Raw genomic sequence first — 22,525 nt, forward strand, 5'->3', positions numbered from 1 at the left:
CAGGTTCTTCAGCCGGATCTTGCGGCACGAGCTTCCCGCGCACAGCCAGATCAAGGATCAGCGCCCGCAGCCGCTCGACCCCGTACAGGCTGATCCGCTTGCCACCGCCGCCACGACCGGCTCCGTTCTTCCGCTCTATTGCGCCAGTCCAGATATCGAGATTGTTGGCGACCAGCTCCGCGATCTCGGTCATGCCTTGCCCCCCAGAGCATCAGCAAGAATGGACTTCAACCGATCGCGGATCGACTGGATACCGATCTGCTGCTGCCTGTAGCGCGCCAGCAATTCGTCCGGGTCGTGGCGTATCGCCTCCGGCGTGTGGGGGTTATCCAGATCAAGATTGTAGCCTCGCACCGCTACATCGCCGGCGCTGATCTTCCACGCCTGTTTGGTCACCTCGCGAGCGCGGAAGCCATCGGCTTCCTCACCCCACCAAGCGCGTTCAACCTCGAACTCCTCGAAGCGCATCGGCTTGCTCTTGTTATAGCTGGTCACACCGGGCGGATATGGGTGTTCATAGAACCAGACGTCCTTGGTTGGCGTGCCCTTGGTGAAGAAAAGGATGTTCGTCTTGATGCCGGTGTAGGGCGCGAACACACCATTGGGCAGGCGCACGATGGTGTGCAGATTGCACTCTTCGATCAGGCTCTGCTTCAAGTTGGTCTTAACGCCTTCGCCAAACAAGAACCCATCAGGCAGAACGACGGCGGCGCGGCCGCCGGGCTTCAACAGCTTGATGATCAACGCCATAAACAGATCAGCGGTTTCGCGCGTGCGCAGGTTGGACGGAAAATTGCCCTCGATGCCGTCCTGCTCCATGCCCCCAAAGGGCGGGTTGGTGGCGATGACGGGCACGCGGTCGCGCTCGCCATAGTCGCGATAGGGCTTTTCGAGGGTGTTGCCGTGGACAATACCCGACGGCGTGTCGATGCCGTGCAGGATCATGTTCGTCACGCACAGCATGTGCGGCAGCGCCTTCTTCTCGACGCCGCGGATGGTCGATTGCAGCACGGCTTCATCAGCCGCCGATTTCACGAACTGACGCTTGTAATCGATGGCGCAGGCGAGGAAGCCGCCGGTGCCGCAGGCCGGATCGAAGATGGTTTCGTCGAGTTTGGGCGCGAGCCGATCGATGATGAATTTGGTGACGGCGCGAGGGGTGTAAAACTCGCCTGCGTTCCCGGCGCTTTGCAGATCCCTGAGGATCTGTTCGTAGATGTCGCCGAAGGTGTGGCGATCAGCGGTGCTATTGAAGTCGATCTCGTTGATCTTGTTGATCACCTGCCGCATCAACGTGCCGGATTTCATGTAGTTGTAGGTGTCTTCGAACACGTCGCGGATCACTTGGGCGCGCTTGCCGACATCACCGACCGTTGGAAGTTGGGTCTTCAGGGCGAAGAACAGGTCGTCGATGAACTTCACCAAGGCGTCGCCGGTGATGCCCTCGCGGTTCGTCGCCCAGTTCCGCCAGCGATATCTTTCGGGGATAGGTGAGTGGAAATCGGGCTCGGTGAGTTCAAGCTCCTCCTCGCGGTCGTCATAGATTTTGAGGAAGATCATCCAGACCATCTGGCTGATGCGCTGGGCATCGCCATCGACGCCGACATCCTTGCGCATGATGTCCTGGATGGATTTGACGGCGCCGGAAACGTTACTCATTGATTTGAGGCCTGTTCGTAGATCTGGTTTTCGAGCTCGCTCAACGCTGCCTCATAGCCGGCCTTGCCGCCAAAGGCACCCTTGATGATTTCGAGCGGGGTGCCGATGGCATCGAAAGGCTTGAGGCGCAGCACCTTGGTATCCTCGATGGTGGCGATGCCTTCATCGGCATATTTGTCGAGCAGCGCCTCCAACACGGCGCGGGCCTTGTCGCCGTATTTGGTGAAATAGTTGCGCTTCTTGACCTGCTCGGCCCGTTCGCGCCTGGTCAGGGGTGGTTGGTCGTAGGCGATGTGGGCCAGCAGATCGAAATCGCCAATGTCTCGGCCAACGGCTTCCTGGAGGTTGGCGAGAACGATGCCATGCTCCTCCAACTCATCGATGATCGCCTGTTTGCGGTCAGCGTCGTTCCAGCGCTGGATGAACTCATCGAGCGATCGGAATTCGGTGATGATCGCCTTGCGCGCGAACTCGCGGTAGCTTTCGGTGATCAGCTTGCCGTCACTGCCGACATATTCGATGCGCTCGGCAATGATGCGTGCCGGGACACCCGAGATGACGATCTTGACCGTGCCGCCGGTGTCATCGTCGTCATCATCATCGTCGTCATCTGGATCATCTGGATCGGGCGGCACCGGGTCGTCACCGTCGCCTGGTTCATAAATGACCACCGGGTCGCCATCGAAGGCGTCGTCGCGGAAGAGCTCGGTCGCCTTTTTGAAGTCCATGATGGTGAAGAAGAACTTGTTGTTGTCCTCGTCGATACGCGTCCCACGGCCGATGATCTGCTTGAACATGGTCATCGACTTGATCGTCTGGTCGAGCACGATGAGCTTGCAGGTTTTGGCATCGACGCCGGTGGTCAGCAGCTGCGACGTGGTGGCGATGACCGGGAAGGGCTGCTCTGGATCGATGAAATTGTCGAGCTGGGCTTTGCCTTCGACGCTGTCGCCGGTGATGCGCATCACATAGCGCGGGTTGTCTTTGGCGATCTTGCCCGCCGCGTTGACGATGGCTTGTCGCATGCGTTCGGCATGGTCGATGTCTTCGCAGAAGACGATGGTTTTTGCCATCGGGTCGGTGGCGTTGAGATACTGCATGACGCGCTTGGCGACGAGCTTGGTGCGCTGATTGAGGACGAGGACACGGTCCATGTCGGCGCGGTTGTATTCGCGCTGTTCGACAGCATTGCCCAGGTCGTCGACCATGCCGGGCGGTGGCGTCCAGCCGAGGACGTCCTTGTCGATGTCGATGCGGATGACCTTGTAGGGCGCGAGGAAGCCGTCCTCGATGCCTTGCTTCAAGCTGTAGGTGTAAACCGGATCGCCGAAATACGTGATGTTGGAGACATATTCAGTCTCCTTGGGGGTCGCGGTCATACCGACCTGGATGGCGCCGCTGAAATACTCCAAGATTTCGCGCCACGCGCTGTCATCGGAGGCGCTGCCGCGGTGGCATTCGTCAACGACGATAAGGTCAAAGAAGTCGCGGGACACCGATTTGAAGATCTTGTCGGCTTCATCAGGGCCTGTCAGCGCTTGGTAGAGGCCGAGGTGGATCTCATAGGCGGGATCGATCTTGCGATTGCGAACCTTGGTCATTGCATCGCCGAACGGTTTGAAATCGTTCACCAGCGTCTGATCAACGAGAATGTTGCGATCGGCGAGAAACAGGATGCGTTTGGCAGTGCCGGATTTCCAAAGGCGCCAGATAATCTGGAAAGCGGTGTAGGTCTTGCCGGTGCCCGTTGCCATGACCAGCAGGGCGCGCTTCTGCCCCTTAGCGATGGCCTCGACGGTCCGGTTGATGGCTTCGACTTGATAGTAGCGCGGCTCCTTGCCTGAACCGTCCTGGTAGTAGGGTTGCTCGACCAGCGCCTTTTCGTCGGGCTGGATGCCGTGGAACAAGCGATAGCGTGCATACAACGTGTCGGCATCCGGGAAGGCGTCCATGCCGAACATCGTTTCGATGTCCTCCCCATCGGCTGCAGCGCGATTGTGCTGGGCAAAGCCGTCGCCATTCGAGCTGAAGGCGCTCGGCAGGTCGAGAATGTCGGCATAGCCCAGCGCCTGCTGAAGGCCGTCACTGACGCCGTGCTTGTTGTCCTTTGCTTCCACGATCGCGAGCGGCAAGCCAGGCTGCCAAGACAGGACATAGTCGGCGAACTTCTTCTTCTTCTTATTTCGCGCTGACATGTTGCCGCGCACAATCACTGGCCCTGGAGTGAGCGTAACCTCTCGCCGGACTTGCTTAAAGGGATCCCATCCCGCCATTACGAGCGCAGGTGATATGAAGAGGTCACAAACATCCGTCTCACTCAGTTTGAGCTTTTCAGATTTATCCAATTCCATCTCCAAACTGGTATTTGATACCAATACCCACAGGGATTTCTTACGCTCTAACCCGGCAATTACAGTCCCACCGAAGCCAGAATTACCGATACCAGTTCAGTCCATCGCAGAAAAAGCGCTCTCCCGCCTTTTGGAGGGTGAGCATAGATTGCGATGCTGAGCATTTATCACTTCGAGCCGGTTTCCGTTGGTAAATTCAAGGATGAGTGTGCGCGCCACTCATCTGAAAGGACCCAAGCGCCGTTTGGCGCCAGTAGATGCCAATCGCGCCAGCCATTCCGGCTCGTACCAGTGATGCCAAGAGAGGCGGCAGAGAAGCTGCTGAAAGGTTGATTGTAGCCCTCAACACAAAGGCTGCGACCCTCAATGCGCCCCGTATAGGTTCGACCACTATAGGTGAATGCGCAAATCGTACCCTCGCGAGGCATACCGCCATTGTCGGCTGGCAATCCAAGCTCGGGGAATGCCCGCGTGGCTTGACGTGGGGCAAGCCAGATTTTTTTGGCTACCTCAAACAATGCAGCACCACGGGCTTCAACGGTCAGCTCGTCCCACTGATGAAAATCGTTGAGCTCGCGGTTCAGCTTAAGACTGGAATGCACACGCAGAGCCAGCAACTTCTCCGTGAATGGGCCATTGGACACGGTGGAATTCAATGGGGTCGTGACCAGCGTCAGATTGCCGATCTTATTTATGCAGGCTTCACGGCGCGCTTCCGCAACCGATTTTTCATAGTCGAACTCATCGGCAGCGAGGTGGTCGAAGCCTGGGACAGGCCAATAAGTTCGCCATTTCTGGGGCATGATGTGCTCAACGGACAGCGTGTTCCGAAATTCGATCTGCTCTGAGAGCGCGGTTCGCTTGGCCTGTTCAATATGCTCAAGGATGTACCGCAGCCGCGGCGCGCGATTGCTCTTGTACTGATCCCGGCCGAGCCATCCCAGACGCAATTCGTCATCGCTCGGCCAGCGATCAGTTGGGGAGGTTTTGGACGAGAGCCAATCAAACAAGGCCTCGACCTTGCAGCCATCGGCCAGGCGAAGCCGGTCAATCGCCCCAACAAACACCTTGTTGTAATTGGCGGTGGTCAATCCGCAGTTGTCGCGGCGCAGAATGTAGCTTTCTAATATGGCCAGAGCATCGCCCAGCCGTGTCCCCAGGTTGGCTTCAGTGGCGAGATACACAACCAGCGGGAATGCGGTGGAGACGTCGAAAGCTTCGGCAAAACGCCCGAACTCGCCAACGACATCATCCTCATCTTGCTCCAAAATTCGGCGAACGATAGCAGCTGATGCCGATATAGCAGAAAGTTCATCCCCCACCGTTTCAAACGGCTGCTTGTCAGCTATCCATCGCCGGTAAGCCTCAAAGAGGTTGTCCTTCGAGACAATTTCGGCCTTGTTCATCGAAAGATGGTCGATCAGCATCCAATCTAGACGTTGGGCAGCAATGCGCCCGCGGAACGATTGCTCTTGCCAGAAACTGCTATCAAGTGGCTGCCAGTGCTGCTCATAAAGGGTGTCGATATTGAGGGAAGCATCGGTCTGCCCTAGTCCCTTTGCCCGCTGAAAAATGAAATTTCGCATGAGGTCACCGGGCGTGAGATCCACGCCCCGGCTGTTCAACGTCTCAAAAATGGTCTGGGCATCGTCTCCGCTTTCCAGTTCTATGGTTACAACGGCAAGACCTTCTTTCAGCGCCTCGAACAGCCTTTCCAGAACATCTTCGCGATAATCGTCGCCTGTACCTACAAAGACCTCAATCTGTGAGCGGAACCACTGATGGGCCAATATTGCCTTCCGCACATGGCCTTCAGCATCGGCTCCTGGCTTGGCCACCGTCGAAAGATCTGCGGCAGGATCGACAACGCTTACGAATGCGCGTCGGTCGAGCAATGAAGGCCAAACCTTGTATCGCTCGCGCGACGGGCTTTCCATGATTCCATCGTTGAGCAAGAACTTTCGCAGTTCCTCGGCATAGGGAGAGCCATTTGCCTTCGCGACATCACGGAGAGCCGCCAACAACAGCTGAAAGGTCGTCAGTCGCTGCTGACCATCTATCACCTCGAACGCCTTCACCTCGCGACCGAAGGTCTTGATCTGGGCTATGACCATTGCACCCATGAAGTGAGGAGCCAAGCCGGCGCGGTCGGCGACAAGCCGACGATATGCCCGAACAATATCCTCCCAGAGCAGCCGCAGCTGGGGCTCTACCATCCACGCATACTGACGTTGATAAAGCGGAATGAGGTACCGCCTCTTGTCGTCGAAGAGCTCTATAACGCTACGAGTGTATGGCTTCATGAATCTCTCCGCGAGAGCCCTGGCAAGGTAGTATGCGCCAGCCTAAGGCGTTGCTGATGTTCGGGCAACGACATGAATCAGCGACGTGCGACACGTTCTTGACGGGCAGGCGTCAGCCTAAATCGCCCCTGCTCTCGCCATTGAATACTGGCGAACCCCGAAGCCGCTGGGTACGGCGATCCGCGGAGGCGAGTCCGCCGGACGCTTGGAACTTCTCAGCCCTTCGATGCCACTGAGCGCAGCACAACAGCCGCCAAACTTTCATATCGTCATGACAATATACGAACTCAAGAGCCTCGAGCCCAGAGGAGAGATCTTCCGTGCCAAATTGGACCTGCATAGGCCGCAAACAAACCCTAAGCCGCAGGAATACGGCATGGTTTCGATCGATATTCGCTGCCCATTTCACCAGCCAGTCGACGCTACCAGTTCGGTCAAGGGCCTCATGAAGACGCTCTCAAACCTGCCGCATCAGCCTATTGGGCACCCCCTTCGGGCGACCGGGCCCATGCCCGAAATCCGTTTTTTCCTCGATTCTTTATCGGCCATCGATCCAGCTCATGCCGAAGATGCCCCGAGGCATCTATGACGCTTATGCCGGATCAATGTCACTTCGCCCAAAGGCGAGCGCGCGTTGCATGTTTGGTGGCGCTGAACCGTCATAAGCATCATATGCGTCATAACCATCTGAATAAAAACAATAAAATAATCCTTCATAGGATCAGTAGCGTCAGGCTTGCGTCATGGTTGTCGACACTCCCGCCTCAACCTGTATCGCGGCGCGTTGCTTGCTTGAGCTGAATCCCAACGAAGCATCGACCATGCATCATCTTCTTGCGCCGATATCCACGCTTCTCGAGATCATTGCTGAATTGACGAATTGAGCCGGGCGCTTCTCCAATCGCCTTTGCGAAATCCGACCAGGAGGCAAACAGAGCCGATGAGGTGTGTCTGATCCCCTCGATCCGCTCAGTGCGGTCTGCGATCCACTGGCCCAAGACGTCCTGTTCAGCGAAGTAGCTTTCCGTCGCGTCGATAATAGCTTTCGGGCGACCAAGGCCATGCCGCTGCCACTTGGAACAGCCCTGGATCATCCACCAGAGGATCTTGCCGGCCTCGGCCCGAAGCTTGCTTTCCAATTTGGGGTCGGGCTTGGCCGGCGTCCGGGTAAAGGGAATGATGTAGAAGCGCCGCTTCATCGCTTCGTCGACATTATTGAGGTTGGGCGCATGGTTGCCCACCATGACCAGCTTGAATTCCGGCGTGAACGAAAAATAGTCCTGCCGCATGAACCGGGCGGTGATCTTGTCGCCACCCGTCAACGCCTTGATACGCGCTTCAGCCCAGCTGCTGCCGGCTTCCGTCTCAATGGCAAAGACACCGCGCGCACCCTTCAGCATGGCCAGATCGGTAGGGTGCTTGGTGCCAAAGCTGGCGGTGAAGGTATCCATCGCGGCCGTCTGGCCATAATCGCCCAGGATGAACTGAAGCAGATTGACGAACACGCTCTTCCCGTTGCCGCCTGGCCCGTAGATGAAGAACAGGGCGTGCTCGGATGTGTCGCCGGTCAGGAGATATCCGCAGACTCGCTGAAGAAAGTCGATCACCTCTTGGTCGTCGCCCGTGACCTGATGGAGAAATTCCAGGAACTTTTTCGGCGTACCCCGCTCTGGCGCGACGCCGGTTGCACGCGTGATATAGGCGCTCGGGTCAGGAGGCAGTGATTTCCGTGTCTTGAGGGCAATCAAGCCGGCCGGTGTGCCCAGCAACCATTTATCCCGATCCCAGTGGTCGGCCGTTACAGCATGAACGGGATCCGCGCGCGCAAAGCGCTCAACACCAGTCGCAGCACTGGCCTTGCACATCGTCCGATGCCCATTGGACAGAGATCGTGCCATTTCGCGGGCATAGTTGAAGGCCATTTGCGTGGTATCCGGCTTCCAGCGCACGCCATCCCATTCAAACCACACCCCTGAGGAATGGCAAAAGCGAAGTCTGTCGCCATACTCGTTCGTAAAATGGCGTGCGACGAGGTCCTCGCTGATCTCCTGATCATCAAGGCGCGCCGACGCATCACGCTTGCCAAACGGGCGAATGATGTCAGCCGACATGTGCATACCCCGAATTGCGCGCGTTCAATTCGTCAAGAAAGTCCCAGCCCGGGTTCGAAGGACACATCCGCACAACCTGGATGCCTGCCCTTTGCCAGCGGCGCTCGCATTGGGCCGAGGCCGCCAAACCGGCTTCGTCATAATCAACCCAGGTTGTTAGCTGACGAACGCCACCAACAACTGGGAAGCGTGCGACCTTGCCGGCTGCGCCCAGGGCCCACACCGGTCCTCCCCCCGCTTCGGTGATCGCAAGTCCAGTCTCGACGCCTTCACAGATCGACAGCCGGCCGTCCCCGCTTGGCATCCCGCCAATCATGACGGCGGCGCCCTCGCAAGGACCGAGCATCTTCCGACCGACCTTCTTAAAGGTCAAAGTGTCGATCGCGGTGCGATGAATTGCCAAGCGCTCACCCGTCAACACTGAGCGCATCAAGCAGATCATTGCCGGCAGGAAGAGTGGACGCCCGTCCCCGTCCCGCCCGAAAGGGCAGCGCGGGTGAAACCGCATGTCACTTTCAGGCAGCGACAATGACAGGCCGCGCTCCCGAAGGTATCGTTCGCCTGGCGTATTCCGGATGGCCTGGCCCTCCTGCCAAATGCGCATGGCGCAGTGCTTCATGTCCGGGCGCATGGCTGATTGCGGACAGGAGTCACGCAGCGGCTCGACCTGTTCCCCGATACCCGCAAAAAACTGGAGCGCGGCCTTCACGTCGCACCTGCGTTCGCGCCGGATCAGATCGATAACCCCGCCGCCCTGGCCGGCTTCAAAGTCGTACCAGGTGCCCTTCTGGATATCGACGGCGAGGCTGCCCTTGCGTCCCCAACGAAGTTCGGTGCGGGATGAGAGCTTGCTGTTCTCCTCACCCAGCAACACCCTGGCGACGGCAGCCATAGCCGCTGAATGGTTGTTGGACATATCGCAGCGTCCTAAGGGCGCACGCGCTGGGACGTGGAGCGCACCCGCCGGCTCATCAGCCAGTCGTCGATATCAGCTTGAATGTAGATGATCCGCCTGCCGAGCCGGCAGAAAACTGGACCCTGGCCCGTGCCCCTCATCTTCTCGAGGGTCGACCGCGCCAAGCCCAACCGTGCGGCGGCGGCATCGGTATCATAGACAATGTGGTCGTCGAACATGTTGTACTCCCTGCGATTGGTCGGGCCGGCTTGGCGCGACGCAGGGAAACATGGTCAGAGCTTGCCACAGAAAAAACGGAAATCTGGGGGTCAAAAACGAGCAATCGGGTTTACCGTTTTTTGGGCCTGCCACCGTCACCCCATGCCGAGAAACGTGGCTGCCTGGTAAACTTTCCCCTTAAGACCTTGTATTGATAGGCATTAAGACCAAACTTCCGCATGACGATCACCCTGAGCTCGTCCCTCGTTTTCCAGTCGGGCTCATGGGTTTCGAAGATCATCTCGAGCCAGCGTCGTGCAGCCTCGAGGTCGGGGGTTTCCCGTTTTCCAGCGGGGTTCCCGATGCCCAAGTGCTTGTCCAGCCAATGACGCCCGTCTCTGTCGGGGGCCGGCCCAAGCTTCTCACGCAAGAACCGCAGCGCAAGAGCCTCGGTGATTTGAGGCGAGCCATCGCCAGCAATGGGAGGAGTTCTGGACCGAGCGCAAAGCTCAACCGGCAACCCGCTATCATCGACGATCCAAGCCAGTTCAGCTTGCGCTGGAAGCAAAGGGCCATCCAGTGTCTGCTCTGGTCCTCCCTGTTCGCCATTCACCAACTGCCCCTTCAGCGGACAATTGACCGGATCAAACCGATGGCCCCAGCTACACCACTCCATCTCGAGACACAGGCGATGATGCGCGAGGCTAAGGCCCTTGCCCGATGCGATCTCCTCCCTGAACTCCTCAATCGTGAAGGCGCGCCCGTAGGTCTCCCAGGTGAGTGCTTCGAGGACGTCGATCCAGTCGCCGTCTAGCCGCGGCGCTGCGGGATCAAATTCTGCAAGCGGGAAAACCCTCATCAAGTCTCCGCTCGCAAAGCGCAGTGCGCTCCACTCCAATCGAAGCTGAGGGTTCGGCGCCCACCAAGATCCACGCTCGGAAAAGCGAAACTCGCCGTTGCCCCAGAAATGCCATGGGATCACCTGGCGCGAGGCGTGGGGACCTCCCTCCCGATCACCATAAGCCACAATATCTTCAGTGCGGAGAGCAAGCCTCAGCGTCTCTTCTGCCTCAATGCCGTACAGATCATCCGGATGATGATGCGGGTGTGCTTCCAGTAACGCGAGAGCAGCCTTTGCCTGCTCCTCATAAGGCAAGCTCTCGTCCTTCAATCGCGCAATGACCCCCGCCACGATACCGAGGTCGCGTGTCGCAATCCACGCCAGCGCTTCGGGCAGGCCCCAATAGCCTCCATTCCAGGCCTTTTCGAATGGATCGACATCTCGCCCCTCAAGCGCAAGCGGGTGCTGTGCAATTGGCGCCGGCGCACCGTCGCTCGCTTCGCCTGCTCCCGGCGGCGAACCAAGACCATTCTCCGACCCTTTTCGATCGCCTGTCGTGTTGCGTTGCATTGCCCTGCCTTTCCGCGAGCAATGCTAACCCTCCTTGTGTTCCTCTCAAAGCGTCCTACGGCGCAGCGGCACGACATTCGCGCCTTGCGGCGTCGGCGCCATCAGCCCGAGCACGTGCACGGCCCAGGCGTCGAGCGCGGCCCGCTTCTCGTCTGACCAATGATGGCGCTGGTAGATCCCGGCTACCCCGCCCTTGGCCCCGCTCACGTGATTGAGCACCGCCTCTGTAACCTCGAACCGCGTGCCAAGGCGCTGCAGCCCGGTCGCCAGTGTCCGCCGCAGGTCATGAATCCGATATTGCAGCATCTCGACCTCATCAGGGTCACCGCCGGCATTGGCCGCCTCGATCTTCATCTGCTGCAATGCCAGCTCATCCAGCCTCCGCTTGGCCTTTGAGAACCCGCTCGGCGCCGTCTTGCCCGTGGTCGAGAACACCAGGCCTTTGCGCTTCGGTCCGAGGGCCTCGATGATCTGCCGCGCCGGCAGGCTGAGCGGTACGATGTGCGCGACATTGTTCTTGGCGCGAGCAACCGGCAGGGTCCACACGCCAGCTGCGAGGTCGATCTCCTGCCAGTCCATGGCCGCCACCTCCTCCCGGCGCGCACCGGTCAGGATCAGCAGGCGATACATCGGCCCGAACGGCATCGGCATCTGCTCGGCCGCAAGCCACACCGCCCGCAGTTCCGCATCGGTCAGCACCCTGTCGCGGGATTTCAGGGTGGCGGGGCCGCTCATCAGCACCATCGGCGAGTGCTCGAGGTCGCCGCGCTCGACCGCCCATTTGAACATCCGCCGCAGCGTCGCGAACGTCAGCCGTGCGGCACCCGGCCGATCGGCCAGCCGATCCATGATCAGCGCAATGTCGCGGCGCTTCACTTGGGAGAGCGCATAGCCCTTCCAGCCCGGCACGAAGTGCAGTTTGAGCACAGCCGCCCCGTCCCGCCACGAGGACGGCCAGTGGATCTTCAGGTAGCGATTGGTGAACGCGTCGACATAGGCCTCGATCTCGAGCGAGACCGCGTCCTGGCGCCGGCGGCGCTCCTCGAGCAGCGGATCTTCACCGCGGTCAACCATGGTGGCAAGACGCCGGCCTTCAGTGCGGGCCTGCTCGACCGTCCAGGGTTCGCCGTGGACCCCGATGGTGAACCGCCGCGAGCGCGCTTCGCGGCCGCCAACCCGATACTGGAAGACATAGGTGCGGCGCCCGGCCGGCGAAACTTTCAGCCCAAAACCTTTCAGCGCCTCGTCCCAAAGGAACTGGTCGCGCGCGATCGGCGCTGTCCCTTCGACCAGTTTCTTGGTGAGTTTTGGCATGCCGGCCCCGATTTCAGTAAGCACCTAGTAAGCACGAGAATGCCAATTCCAGCATACGCCGTCAAGCTCGATACGATTAAGCCATTGTAATATCACACTCAATCCAACTCGGGGAAACTGCCGGAAACACCCGAGTCCTAACTCTTAATCAGCGGGTCCCAGGTTCGAGCCCTGGTGCGTCCACCACCTTCTCATCCCAATATTGATCAACCCGCGCGATCGCGCAGGGCGTACCAGAGCATGCCGAGCACGTGTAGTGGGCCGCGCAGAAGCGCCCCGCCGGGGAAGCCCGGCGGGGCCACGGAAGCGAACTGGGCGAAACGGGTTTCGTCGCCAAGGGCGGCTTCGGCGAGCAGGGCACCGCCCAGGGTGGAGAGAACCGCGCCCTGCCCTGAATAGCCGTGCGCCCACAGGACAGGGCCATCGCGGCCGATGTCGGGCAGGCGGCTGCGGGTGATCGAAACAAGGCCGCCCCACGCATGGGCGATGCCGACCCCGGCCAGCATCGGGAAACTGCGTTCCAGGAAGGGTCGCACGAAGGCGGCCATGTCGGCCGGGGGGCGCGGGCTGTAGCGTTCGCCGCCGCCGAACATCAGCCGGCCATCGGCCGTGCGGCGGAAATAATTGACGACGAAGCGGCTGTCGCTCACCGCCTGGTTGCCGGGAATGAGGGCAGCGCCGCCATCGGGCAGCACGTCGGTGGTAACGATATAGTTGGCAATCGGCATGATGCGGCTGTGCACACGGGCATTGAGCGGGCCGAGCAGTGCGTCGCCCGCCATGATGGCCTGGGCGGCGGTAACACGGCCAGCCGCCGTCTGCAGCACGACGCCCCCTGTCCGCTGTTCGAGCCGGCTCACCGGGCTGTGCTCGTGCAGGCACGCGCCGGCCGCCGCCGCAGCGCGGGCGAGGCCAAGCGTGTAGTTCAGCGTGTGGAAATGGCCGCCACCGGCATCGAGCATGGCGCCATGACTGGGGCTGGCCACCGCCGCTTGCGCCGCCGGCGCATCCAGAACCGACAGGCCGTAATGGCCGAGCTTTGCCGCCGCCTCTGCATCGCGGGCGAAATCATCAAGGTCGCGCTGGCGCACGGCGGTGGTGAGATGCCCGGTGAGCGCCAGGTCGCAATCGATGCCGTGGCGCGCCACCAGATCGACCACCAGGTCGCGGGCCGAAAGGGCGAGGTGGAACAGGGCGCCGCCCTGCTCTGCCCCGAAACGCGTCACCAGATCGGCCGCGCCCAGCCGAAGACCGGGGATGATCTGCCCGCCGTTGCGGCCCGACGCACCGTGGCCGATGCGCGCCGCTTCCAGCAGCACCACGCTGGCGCCGCGCTGCGCCAGGTGCAGCGCTGCCGAAAGCCCGGTGGCGCCGCCGCCGATGATGGCGACATCAGCGTGGCAATCGCCGGCCAGCACGGCGTGGACGGGCGCGGCGTGGGCCGTCGCCGCATACCAGCTCTGCGCGAAGGCGGGGCTGTCGCTCACACCTTCAGCAGCAAATGGTCACGCTCCCAGCTGCTAATCACGCCCTGGAAGGCTTCCAGTTCGGCGGCCTTGATGGTGGTGAAGCTGCGGAAGAAATAATCGCCCAGCAGCGCCCGCACCGGATCGCAATCGTTGAAGCGTTCCAGCGCTTCTTCCAGGCTGCGCGGCAGGGTGCGTTCGAAATTATAGGCGTTGCCCGAGGTCTTGGGCGATGGCTCCAGTTCCTCGGTCATGCCCAGATAGCCGGCGATCAGCGTTGCGGTCATCGCCAGATAGGGGTTGGCATCGGCGCCGGGCAGGCGGTTTTCCACCCGGCGGTTGTGGCGATCGGTGATCGGCACGCGTAGGCCGCAACTGCGGTTGTCGCTGCCCCACTGCACGTTGATCGGCGCGCCATGATCGGGGCGCATGCGGCGGAAGCTGTTGACATTGGGGGCAAACATCGGCGCCAGCGCTGGCAGGTAACCCTGCAGGCCGCCGACGAAATGGCGGAACAGCGGCGCATCGCTGCCATTGGCGTTGGCGAACAGATTATGGCCATCGGCCAGATCGACCACCGATGTGTGCAGGTGCATGGCGCTGCCCGGCTGATGCTCCATCGGCTTGGCCATGAAGGTGGCATAAACGCCGTGCTTCAACGCCACCTGCCGCACGATGCGTTTGAACAGCATCACCTGATCGGCCACCCGCACCGGATCGCCGTGGACGAAGTTGATCTCCAGCTGGGCGGTGCCGGCTTCGTGGATCATCGTGTCGAGGTTCAGCTCGGCGGCCTCGGCATATTCATAGATCGCCTCGATCAGATCCTCATGCTCGGTGATGGCTTCCAGGCCATAGGGCTGGGAGGAGGTTTCGGCGCGGCCCGACCGGCCCGCAGGGGGCGTGAGCGGGATATCGGGATCGGGGTTGGGCGCCGTAAGGTAGAATTCCAGTTCCGGCGCCATCACCGGCTGCCAGCCCTTGTCCGCATAGAGCGCCACCACCCGTTTCAGCAGGTGGCGCGGCGAGGAGGCCCAGGGGGTGCCATCGCTGTGATGGGCATCGGCGAACACATAGGCGGTGGGCGTCTTGAAGCCCGGCGCCACGCACAGGGTGGTGGGATCAAGCCGCAGCACCATGTCCGGATCGGAAAAGGCCTCCACATGTTCATCGACATCGGCATATTCGCCGGTGATCGTCAGCGAGAAGATCGACGATGGCAGGCGCAGCGCGTTGTTGCGGGAAAACTGCACCAGCTTGGCGGCCGGGAACACCTTGCCGCGCAACACGCCGTTCATGTCGGGCACCAGGCATTCCACTTCGGAAATGCCCTTGTCGCGAACCCAGTCACCAATATCGGCCATCATGGCCTCCCTTACAAAGCGCGCAACGCCGGCTCGGCCTCGTCCAGCGCTGCCGAAATAATAGCAACCATGCGGTCGATCTCGGCATGGCTGATGATCAGCGGCGGGCTCATCACGATCGAATCCTTGACGCCGCGCACCATCAAGCCCTTGGCAATACATATATCCCGTACCACGATTCCGGCCTTGCCGCCCCCGCCAAAACGCCGATTGGTGCCGGGTTCCGCGACGATTTCCACCGCACCGATCAGGCCCAAGCTGCGCGCCTCGCCGACCAGCGGATGCTTGGACAGTTCAGCCAGCCGCTTCGCCAGATAGGGGCCGGTGTCTTCACGGGTGCGGCGGACGAGATCCTCGCGCTCGATGATTTCGAGGTTCTTCAGCGCCACGGCCGCCGCGGTCGGGTGGCCGGAATAGGTATAGCCGTGGACGAAATCATCGGGGTTGGACTTGATCGCCGCCACGATGAAATCGGCGACACCCACTGCCGAGATCGGCAGATAGCCCGACGAAAGCCCCTTCGCCATCGTGACGAGATCCGGCGTGATGCCATAATGCTGGTGGCCAAACCACTGCCCCAGCCGGCCGAACCCGCAGATCACCTCGTCACAGCAGAGCAATATGCCATATTTGCGGCAGATGGCTTCGACGCGCGGCCAGTAGCCGGCGGGCGGGATGATGACGCCGCCGGCGCCCTGCACCGGCTCCCCGATGAAGGCCGCGACATTCTCCGGCCCGGCGGCGAGAATGGCGTCTTCCACGGCCTGCGCGGCGCGGGCGGCGAATGCGTCTTCGCTCTCATCAAAGCCATCGGCGAATTTGTAGGGCTGCATCACGTGCACGAAGCCCGGCAACAACGGCCCGCCCTGCGCATGCATCGGCGCCATGCCGCCCAGGCTCATGCCGGCGATGGTGGAGCCGTGATAGCCGTTGACGCGGCTGATGATCACCTGGCGCTGCGGTTCACCCTTCACCTGCCAATAATGGCGCGCGGTGCGGATCAGCGTGTCGATCGCCTCGCTGCCGGAGGAATTGAAGAAGATGTGGGAGAAATGCCCGCCGAGCAGCCCCGAAAGCTTGGCGGCGAGCTCCACTGTTGGCGGTGCCACCGTCTTGAAGAAGCTGTTGTAATAGGGCAGCTCCAGCATCTGATTTTGGGCGGCTTCGGCCAATTCGGTGCGGCCATAGCCAATATTCACGCACCACAGCCCGGCCATGCCATCGAGCAGGCGCACCCCATCGCCATCGATGATGGTGCAGCCTTCGCCGCGCACGATGATGCGGCTGCCGCCCATATCCTCCACCGCCTGCCAATCCTGCTGCGGCGGCAGATGGTGCGCGACGTCCAACCGCTTGAGTTCGGCGATGTCGTAATTGCGGGTCATGCTGTAATCTCCGAATGGCCGCGCAGCGCCCGGCCGAGAATCTGGAAGAAGGTGGCGGCATCAGCATCGCTGTCGGCGGTCCATTCCGGGTGCCATTGCACGGCCAGCACGGGGGCATTGCCGATGCGGGCTGAAACGGCCTCCACCATGCCATCGGGCGCCACAGCTTCGACGGCGAGGCCGTCACCCAGCCGGGCAAGGCCCTGATAGTGGACGCTGTTGACATGCAGCGCCATCCGCCCGTGCGCGCGCGCCAGCAGGCCACCGGGGGTGAGCGCCACATCATGGCGATGATCGAACATCTCCATGAAACCAACATCATCGGGCGCATGGTGGTCTCTAACCTCACGGGTCAGCGTACCGCCCAGCGCGACATTGATTTCCTGCAGGCCGCGGCAGATGCCGAACAGCGGTAGCCCACGCGTCAGCACCGCCTGCACCAGCGCCGCCATCATCGCATCGCGCCCTGGATCATGCGGTGGCTCGCCCGGATGCGCCTCGCCATACAGCGATGGCTGCACGTTCGACGGGCTGCCGGTGAGCAGCACACCGTCCAGCCGGTCGATCACCTCCTCCGCCGTCATCAGATCGGGCAGCGCCGGCACCAGCAGCGCGGCACAATCGGCATGGCGCATGGCCGCGCTCACATAACGGTTCATCACTGCCTGCGCCGGCTCCACGCCCATGGTGCGCGTGCAGCAGATGATGCCGAGAACGGGCCGGCTCATGACAGCAGCACCGCCGGCGAACAGGCGTGCCAGGCCAGCCAGACCTGTTCGCCCAGCGCAAAATCCTCCTGGTCCCAGCGGGTCAGGTTGGATCGCAGCGCCTTCAGTTTCTGACCGTCCGGCAGCGTCACTTCATACAGGCTCTCGCTACCCAGATAGGCGACATGGGTGATGGTGCCGGCCACCGCGTTGCGCCCGGCGGGTGCGTCGCCCAGAGCCGGCGGCGCTTCCGCCCATTTGTGCAGTTCAATCTTCTCGGGCCGCAGCGCCAGCCACAGGGTCGTGCCGGCCGCCCCCGTCACGCCATGATCGAGGAACAGCGGCTGGTCGATTCCCGCCACCGCCACCTCGGCGGACGCGGGCTCATCCACCACCAGCCGGCCTTCGAGCATGTTCACCGAACCGATGAAATCGGCGACGAAACGGCTGGCGGGGAATTCATACAGGTCAGACGGGCTGGCCACCTGTTGCAGCAGGCCGCGGTTCATCACGGCGCAGCGGTCGGCCAGGGCCAGCGCCTCGTCCTGATCATGCGTGACCATCACGAAGGTGATGCCCACCTGCGCCTGCAACTGGCAGAGTTCGGTGCGCATCGCCTCGCGCAGTTTCGCATCCAGCGCCGACAAGGGCTCATCCAGCAGCAGCACGCGCGGCCGCTTCACCAGCGCGCGGGCCAGCGCCACCCGCTGCCGCTGCCCGCCCGACAATTGGTCCGGCCGCCGGCTGCCCAGCCCGTCCAGCTTGACCAGCGCCAGCGCCTCCTCGACCCGCCGCGCGCGTTCGGCGCCGGCCATGCCGTCCACCTTCAGGCCATATCCCACATTGTCGGCCACGCTCATGTGCGGGAACACGGCGTAATTCTGGAACACCATATTGACCGGGCGCTTGTTGGGCGGAACATTCGTGACGTCCTCGCCATCGATCAGGATGCGGCCTTCGCTTGGCACTTCGAACCCGGCGAGCATCCTGAGCAAGGTGGTCTTGCCGCAGCCGGACGGCCCCAGCAGCGCGAAGAACTCGCCCTCGCGCACCTCCAGATTCACGTCGTCCACCGCCACCACCTTGCCATAGCACTTGGTGACGCCTTCGAAGCGGATGATGGGCAATCCCTTGGTCATGCGGCCTGCTTGGCGATATCCGCCCCCTGCAGCCACAGCGCCAGCGCGGTAAGGCCGGCAGTGAGCAGGATGAGCAGGGTGGAGGCGGCATTGACCGCCGGGGTGACCGAGAAGCGCACCATCGAATAGACCTTGATCGGAAAGGTGATGGTGTCCGGCCCGGAGGTGAAGAAGGTGATGACGAAATCATCGAGACTAAGGGTGAAGGCCAGCAGCGCACCCGCCACCAGCCCCGGCACCATGTGCGGCACCATGATATCGCGGAAGATCAGCCATTCGCCCGCCCCCAGGTCGCGGGCGGCTTCGGCCAGCGCGCCATCGAAACTGGCCAGCCGCGCCCGCACCACCAGCGCGACGAAACTGAACGAGAAAGTGGCGTGCGCGATGATGATGGCGCCCAGATTGGCCGGCCACGGCAGTTCGGTGGGCCATGGCAGAATCGCGGTAAAGAACACCAGGAAAGCGACACCCAGGCAGATTTCCGGCACCACGATCGGCAGGCCCAGCAGCGCCTCCAGCGCGGCCTTGCCAGCAAAGCGGAAGCGCCACAGCAGCAACGCCGCCGCTGTGCCGAGGATCAGGCTGATGATGGTGGAGGCCGCCGCGATCACCAGCGAATTGCCGAAGGCGGCCACCAGTTCGCCATCATCGAACAGTTCGGCATACCAGCGCAGCGAGAAACCGCGCCACACGGTGATGCGCTTGCTGTCGTTGAAGGAAAACACCACCAGCGCCAGCAGCGGCAGATAAAGAAACGCGCCGACCATGGCCAGCCACAGCCGCAGCGGCCAGCGCGCCAGATAATCCAGCGGGCCCGTCATCGCGCGGCCTCGCGGCGGCTGATGATCGCCTTCACCATCAGTGCCGCAAAGGTGAGATACATCAGCAGGAACGACAGCGCCGCGCCGAACGGCCAATCATTGGCGGAACGGAACTGGCGCTCGATCACGTTGGCGATCATCTGGCTGTTGGTGCCGCCGAGCAGATCGGGCGTCAGGTAAGCGCCCAGCGCCGGGATGAAGGTGATGATGATGCCCGAAACGATGCCGGGCAGCGCCAGCGGCACCACGACCCGCCACAGGGTGGCGAGATGGCCGGCGCCCAGATCAAGGCTGGCCTCGATCAACGAACGGTCCAGCCGATCGAGCGCGGCGTAAAGCGGCAGCACCATGAACGGCAGGTGGACATAGACCAGACCCACCACCACTGCGAAATTGTTGTTGATCAGCGGCAACGGCTCGAACGGCGGCAGGCCCGGCACTAGCCCCCACAAGGCTCCCAGCCCGGCATTGATCAGGCCCTCTGTTCGCAGGATGGCCATCAGCGCATAGGTGCGGATCAAGAGGTTGGTCCAGAACGGCAGCATGATCGCCACCAGCAGCAACAGCTTGGCGCGGGGGCGCGCAAAGGTGATGGCCAGCGCCACCGGCAGGCCCAGGATGAAGCACAGCAAGGTAGTGAGGGCGGCAAATCCCATGGATTTCAAGAGGATCGCCAGATAGAGCGGCTTCAGCGCGCGGGCATAATTCCCCCAGCTGCCGGTGATGGCGATATCGACCAGCGTGCGGTTCTCGCCGAAACTATAGGTCCAGATCACCGCCAGCGGCGCCAGGAACAACGCGAACAGCCACACGACCGGCGGCAGGCCAACGGCCGCAAACACGCCGGGCGCCTGGAAAGGCCGTTGCAGCATCATGCCGCCATCACCCGCGTGATCGCCTCTTCCACGGCGCGGATATGGCCGATGCCCTGGAAACGGCCATAACCGCTCTTCGCCATCGCCGGGCCGCTGGGGAAGATCACCTTGTTGGTGCGATATTCATCCGGCATCAGCGCCAGCGCCGCCGCATTGGGCGTGGGGAAACGGATGCTGCTGGCGATGTCGGCGCCTACCTTGGCATCCAGCAGATAATTGATGAAACGATGGGCATTGTCTGGCCGCGGTGCGCCGGTGGGAACGCACAGGCAATCCGAATTGATCAGCGTGCCTTCGCGCGGGATGACGAACGCCAGATCATCATCGTCGGCCATCACCTGCGCGATGTCGCCATTATATTCCACCACCAGATCAATCTCGCCACTGGCCAGCAGGTCCTGGCCCTCATCATGGTGGAACAATTTCACATGGCGTTTCTGGGCGATCAGCATCTGCGTCACCTGCTCCATGATCGCCGGCGTCACGGCGTTGACCGAATGGCCGAGATATTTCGCACCCAGCCGGATCAGATCATCGCCTTCCGCCAGCAGGCCGATGCGGCCGGAATAACGGTCTGAATCCAGCACCCATTTCCAGCTGTCGGGGACGCCATCCACGCGGGACTTGCGATAGCCGATCCCCAGCGCCAGCCACGTATAGGGCATGGACCAGCGCCGCCCCGGATCATAAGGCACATCCACGAATTCCGGCGCCAGATTGGCCCGGTTGGGAATGCGCGCATGATCGAGCGGGCTGAGCATCCCTGAAATCTGCAGCCGCGTAACGAATTCGTTCGACGGCACGATCACGTCGAAACCGGGATTGCCTGCCCGCAGCCGCGCAAACAGCTCGTCGTTGTTGGCATAATGGCTCATGCGCACGTCAACGCCAGTGGCTTTGCTGAAATCGGCCAGCGTCGTCTCGCCGATATAGGTATCCCAATTGTAGAAGTTCAGCCGCTGCTCCTCGCCATTGGCCCCCTTGGGGAAGGCGCGCGAACAGCCATCCAGCACCAGCGCCGCCGCCAGCCCACCAAAGCTGCGGCGCGACAGATCAGGCATTCGCCAACACCCAGTCGTAATCGAGCGCCGGCACCACCGCCATATAGCGTTCCTGCTCGGTGCGCTTGACGCTGGCAAACATGGCGATGGTGGACGCGCCCAAATATGCGGGCAGGATGCTGCCGGCCTCCAGCGCGCGCACGGCGGCGAACCAGTCGCCCGGCAGCGCCGGCAGCGCCTCGGCCGCGGCATAGCCATCGCCGATCACCGGCGGGCCGGGATCGATCTGGTGCGTCAGGCCGTGATGCACCCCGGCCAGCAAGGCGGCGAGCGCCAGGTAGGGATTGGCGTCCGCCCCGGCGATGCGATGTTCGACATGGCGACTGGCATCCGGCCCGGCGGTGATGCGGAAGCTGGTGGTGCGATTGTCCATGCCCCAGCTGGCGGCGACCGGCGCGAAGCTGCCGGCCTTGAACCGGCGATAGCTGTTGGCATTGGGCGCAAAGATGGCGAAACTTTCCGCCAGCGCCGCCTTCAGCCCGCCGATGGCATGCAGCAGCGGCGCATTGGGGCTGCCGTGCGGGCTGGCGAAGATGTTGGCGCCGGCCGCATCGTTGATGGAGACATGCAGGTGCAGGCCATTGCCGGCGGCATCGGCAAAGGGTTTCGCCATGAACGTCGCCAGCATGTCGTGCCGGCGGGCCACCTGCTTCACCAGCCGCTTGTAGAGCACCACGTCATCGGCCACGCGGAGCGGATCGGCTCGGTATTTCAGGGTCAGCTCCATCTGCCCCGGCGCATATTCGGAGATGGCAGTTTCCAGCGGCAGCCCGGCGGCATCAGCGGCGGCCCACAGATCTGCCAGGAACGGACCGGCATCATCCAGTTCCTCCAGCCCATAGGTGCCGTGCGTGGCCGGCCGCGCACCGCCCATGCGTGCCGGCTGCGGCGGTTGACCATCAGCACGGTTGCGATCGACGAGGTAGAATTCCAGTTCGCAGGCCACCACCGGGGTGAAACCATCGGCCGTCAGCCGCGCAACCACGCGCGCCAGCGCCGCCCGGCAGTCGATTTCGCACACGCTGCCATCCGCTTCGAACAGCGAGGTGATGACCATGGCCCGGCCCGGCCCGGTGGGCACCAGCGTGCCGGGCGCCGGCCGCGCAAAGCGATCGCTGTCGCCATTTTCCCACACCAGCCCGGTATCGAAACAATCCTGCCCCGTCACATCGGCGACCAGGATCGACACCGGCAGCGGCCGGCCAGCCGTGAACAGCGCATCGAGTTCATGCACGCGGATGCGCTTGCCGCGCGCCGTGCCCGACAGGCCGGTGAAGATGATATCGACGAACTGGGTATCGGGGTGGGCCGCCAGAAAGGCCTCGGCCTCAGCCGGCGCTGCCACAAGGATCGTCATGTCCACTCCTGCCAGCCTCGCCCGCTCTGAGCTGCTGGTCTTCCTACACTTGCAAAGCGCAGGCCTGCCAGCAACCCCCTGTGGAGG

At 62.0% G+C, this 22,525-nt stretch carries 18 protein-coding genes; all 18 read right to left on the reverse strand.

Annotated features, from left to right (window positions below; genetic code table 11):
- On the reverse strand, positions 1-193 hold a 193-nt coding region (locus D619_RS15745; RefSeq protein WP_017667657.1), incomplete at its 3' end, for a hypothetical protein.
- Complete coding sequence (locus tag D619_RS0105940) at positions 190-1,659, reverse strand: class I SAM-dependent DNA methyltransferase (protein WP_017667658.1); 1,470 nt, start codon at positions 1,657-1,659, stop codon at positions 190-192. The genes D619_RS15745 and D619_RS0105940, both read right to left, overlap by 4 nt.
- Entirely contained in the window at positions 1,656-3,866 is a 2,211-nt protein-coding gene (locus D619_RS0105945) for a DEAD/DEAH box helicase family protein (RefSeq protein ID WP_243442610.1), read from the reverse strand. The genes D619_RS0105940 and D619_RS0105945 overlap by 4 nt, the downstream gene beginning before the upstream one ends.
- 311 nt (positions 3,867-4,177) lie before the next feature.
- On the reverse strand, positions 4,178-6,313 hold the full coding sequence (locus tag D619_RS0105950; RefSeq protein ID WP_017667660.1) for a DUF262 domain-containing protein: 2,136 nt from the start codon (positions 6,311-6,313) through the stop codon (positions 4,178-4,180).
- Positions 6,314-7,077: 764 nt separating this feature from the next.
- A complete protein-coding gene (locus D619_RS0105960; RefSeq protein WP_017667662.1) occupies positions 7,078-8,424 on the reverse strand; it encodes a phage/plasmid primase, P4 family in 1,347 nt (448 codons plus the stop codon).
- On the reverse strand, positions 8,414-9,340 hold the full coding sequence (locus D619_RS0105965; protein WP_081587059.1) for a toprim domain-containing protein: 927 nt from the start codon (positions 9,338-9,340) through the stop codon (positions 8,414-8,416). Before D619_RS0105965 ends, D619_RS0105960 begins: the two co-directional genes overlap by 11 nt.
- Positions 9,341-9,351: 11 nt before the next feature.
- The gene (locus tag D619_RS0105970) at positions 9,352-9,558 is read right to left on the reverse strand and encodes a helix-turn-helix domain-containing protein (RefSeq protein WP_017667664.1); all 207 of its coding nucleotides are present in this window, start codon (positions 9,556-9,558) and stop codon (positions 9,352-9,354) included.
- Between the two features lie 110 nt (positions 9,559-9,668).
- The gene (locus D619_RS17820) at positions 9,669-10,949 is read right to left on the reverse strand and encodes a hypothetical protein (protein WP_152417336.1); all 1,281 of its coding nucleotides are present in this window, start codon (positions 10,947-10,949) and stop codon (positions 9,669-9,671) included.
- A 45-nt stretch (positions 10,950-10,994) separates the two neighbouring features.
- On the reverse strand, positions 10,995-12,263 hold the full coding sequence (locus D619_RS0105985) for a site-specific integrase (RefSeq protein WP_026090768.1): 1,269 nt from the start codon (positions 12,261-12,263) through the stop codon (positions 10,995-10,997).
- 206 nt (positions 12,264-12,469) lie between these two features.
- On the reverse strand, positions 12,470-13,750 hold the full coding sequence (locus D619_RS0105990; RefSeq protein ID WP_017667667.1) for an FAD-binding oxidoreductase: 1,281 nt from the start codon (positions 13,748-13,750) through the stop codon (positions 12,470-12,472).
- A complete protein-coding gene (locus D619_RS0105995) occupies positions 13,747-15,096 on the reverse strand; it encodes a glutamine synthetase family protein (protein ID WP_017667668.1) in 1,350 nt (449 codons plus the stop codon). Before D619_RS0105995 ends, D619_RS0105990 begins: the two co-directional genes overlap by 4 nt.
- Before the next feature lie 8 nt (positions 15,097-15,104).
- On the reverse strand, positions 15,105-16,478 hold the full coding sequence (locus tag D619_RS0106000) for an aminotransferase (protein WP_017667669.1): 1,374 nt from the start codon (positions 16,476-16,478) through the stop codon (positions 15,105-15,107).
- Positions 16,475-17,206: a gamma-glutamyl-gamma-aminobutyrate hydrolase family protein gene (locus D619_RS0106005; protein ID WP_017667670.1), complete on the reverse strand. Its 732-nt coding sequence runs from the start codon at positions 17,204-17,206 to the stop codon at positions 16,475-16,477. Before D619_RS0106005 ends, D619_RS0106000 begins: the two co-directional genes overlap by 4 nt.
- Positions 17,203-18,324 carry an ABC transporter ATP-binding protein gene (locus D619_RS0106010; RefSeq protein WP_017667671.1) on the reverse strand — a complete coding sequence of 374 codons (1,122 nt, stop codon included), beginning with the start codon at positions 18,322-18,324 and terminating at the stop codon, positions 17,203-17,205. Before D619_RS0106010 ends, D619_RS0106005 begins: the two co-directional genes overlap by 4 nt.
- The gene (locus D619_RS0106015; RefSeq protein WP_017667672.1) at positions 18,321-19,145 is read right to left on the reverse strand and encodes an ABC transporter permease; all 825 of its coding nucleotides are present in this window, start codon (positions 19,143-19,145) and stop codon (positions 18,321-18,323) included. Before D619_RS0106015 ends, D619_RS0106010 begins: the two co-directional genes overlap by 4 nt.
- Positions 19,142-20,020 carry an ABC transporter permease gene (locus D619_RS0106020; RefSeq protein WP_017667673.1) on the reverse strand — a complete coding sequence of 293 codons (879 nt, stop codon included), beginning with the start codon at positions 20,018-20,020 and terminating at the stop codon, positions 19,142-19,144. Before D619_RS0106020 ends, D619_RS0106015 begins: the two co-directional genes overlap by 4 nt.
- Positions 20,017-21,081, reverse strand: coding sequence for a spermidine/putrescine ABC transporter substrate-binding protein (locus D619_RS0106025; protein ID WP_017667674.1), 1,065 nt, complete (start codon positions 21,079-21,081; stop codon positions 20,017-20,019). The genes D619_RS0106020 and D619_RS0106025 overlap by 4 nt, the downstream gene beginning before the upstream one ends.
- Positions 21,074-22,438 carry a glutamine synthetase family protein gene (locus D619_RS0106030; protein WP_017667675.1) on the reverse strand — a complete coding sequence of 455 codons (1,365 nt, stop codon included), beginning with the start codon at positions 22,436-22,438 and terminating at the stop codon, positions 21,074-21,076. The genes D619_RS0106025 and D619_RS0106030 overlap by 8 nt, the downstream gene beginning before the upstream one ends.
- Positions 22,439-22,525 lie beyond the last annotated feature (87 nt).

Source organism: Sandarakinorhabdus sp. AAP62 (assembly GCF_000331225.1).
GTDB lineage: Bacteria > Pseudomonadota > Alphaproteobacteria > Sphingomonadales > Sphingomonadaceae > Sandarakinorhabdus.

Bases quoted from the DNA above. Each gene is read 5' to 3' on its own strand.
- D619_RS0106025 (WP_017667674.1), bottom strand. From the start codon at position 21,081: ATGCCTGATCTGTCGCGCCGCAGCTTTGGTGGGCTGGCGGCGGCGCTG.
- D619_RS0105950 (WP_017667660.1), bottom strand. From the start codon at position 6,313: ATGAAGCCATACACTCGTAGCGTTATAGAGCTCTTCGACGACAAGAGG.
- D619_RS0106010 (WP_017667671.1), bottom strand. From the start codon at position 18,324: ATGACCAAGGGATTGCCCATCATCCGCTTCGAAGGCGTCACCAAGTGC.
- D619_RS0106005 (WP_017667670.1), bottom strand. From the start codon at position 17,206: ATGAGCCGGCCCGTTCTCGGCATCATCTGCTGCACGCGCACCATGGGC.
- D619_RS0106015 (WP_017667672.1), bottom strand. From the start codon at position 19,145: ATGACGGGCCCGCTGGATTATCTGGCGCGCTGGCCGCTGCGGCTGTGG.
- D619_RS0105960 (WP_017667662.1), bottom strand. From the start codon at position 8,424: ATGTCGGCTGACATCATTCGCCCGTTTGGCAAGCGTGATGCGTCGGCG.
- D619_RS0105940 (WP_017667658.1), bottom strand. From the start codon at position 1,659: ATGAGTAACGTTTCCGGCGCCGTCAAATCCATCCAGGACATCATGCGC.
- D619_RS0105985 (WP_026090768.1), bottom strand. From the start codon at position 12,263: ATGCCAAAACTCACCAAGAAACTGGTCGAAGGGACAGCGCCGATCGCG.
- D619_RS0105970 (WP_017667664.1), bottom strand. From the start codon at position 9,558: ATGTTCGACGACCACATTGTCTATGATACCGATGCCGCCGCCGCACGG.
- D619_RS0105995 (WP_017667668.1), bottom strand. From the start codon at position 15,096: ATGATGGCCGATATTGGTGACTGGGTTCGCGACAAGGGCATTTCCGAA.
- D619_RS17820 (WP_152417336.1), bottom strand. From the start codon at position 10,949: ATGCAACGCAACACGACAGGCGATCGAAAAGGGTCGGAGAATGGTCTT.
- D619_RS0105965 (WP_081587059.1), bottom strand. From the start codon at position 9,340: ATGTCCAACAACCATTCAGCGGCTATGGCTGCCGTCGCCAGGGTGTTG.
- D619_RS0106020 (WP_017667673.1), bottom strand. From the start codon at position 20,020: ATGATGCTGCAACGGCCTTTCCAGGCGCCCGGCGTGTTTGCGGCCGTT.
- D619_RS0106030 (WP_017667675.1), bottom strand. From the start codon at position 22,438: ATGACGATCCTTGTGGCAGCGCCGGCTGAGGCCGAGGCCTTTCTGGCG.
- D619_RS0106000 (WP_017667669.1), bottom strand. From the start codon at position 16,478: ATGACCCGCAATTACGACATCGCCGAACTCAAGCGGTTGGACGTCGCG.